This is a genomic window from Flammeovirga agarivorans (assembly GCF_012641475.1).
Classification (GTDB): domain Bacteria; phylum Bacteroidota; class Bacteroidia; order Cytophagales; family Flammeovirgaceae; genus Flammeovirga; species Flammeovirga agarivorans.
In genome coordinates this window covers 1-515 of sequence record NZ_JABAIL010000141.1, presented here as the reverse complement: position 1 = coordinate 515, position 515 = coordinate 1, and the positions used below count along the sequence as shown (strand labels likewise).

General features: G+C 53.4%; 1 protein-coding gene. It reads right to left on the bottom strand.

Annotated features, from left to right (window positions below; translation table 11 throughout):
• On the bottom strand, positions 1 to 476 hold a 476-nt coding region (locus HGP29_RS28660), incomplete at its 3' end, for a GntR family transcriptional regulator (protein ID WP_168885861.1).
• Positions 477 to 515 lie beyond the last annotated feature (39 nt).

Here is a 515-nt window from a genome sequence, read left to right as displayed (position 1 = left end):
CGCGCCAGTTCGACGTGGAAGGCATTGGACAGGCGGTTCCAGCCGACGCGGTCGCCCCTGCCGGAAGCCTCTTCTTCGCGCCTTATCATCGCATAAAGCGGCTTGAGGCGCGTTTCCAAATCCGGCAAATCTGCGAGGATATTCAAAATCATCGTCTCCATTTCGATGCGCGCATTGAACACATCCTGCATTTCTTTCAAATCGGGAACGTGGACGAACGCGCCCCTGTTGGGTTGCAAATCGACAATCTTGTCGTGCGCCAAAAGCGACAGCGCGCCGCGGACGGTGTTGCGCGAACACACCATCTGACGGCAAAGTTCGGATTCGGTCAGCTTTTTGCCGGGCAGCAGCACCTGATCGGTAATGCCGTCCAAAATCAGGGCGTAAACACGGAACAGCTCCGAATCGTGCCGCTCTTCGAGAATCAGGGAAGACGTGGTCGGCGCATGGATAATGTCGTCGTTTTCAAAGTTCATGATGTTTTCCGTATTTTTACGCTTTCAAATTTTTTAAGA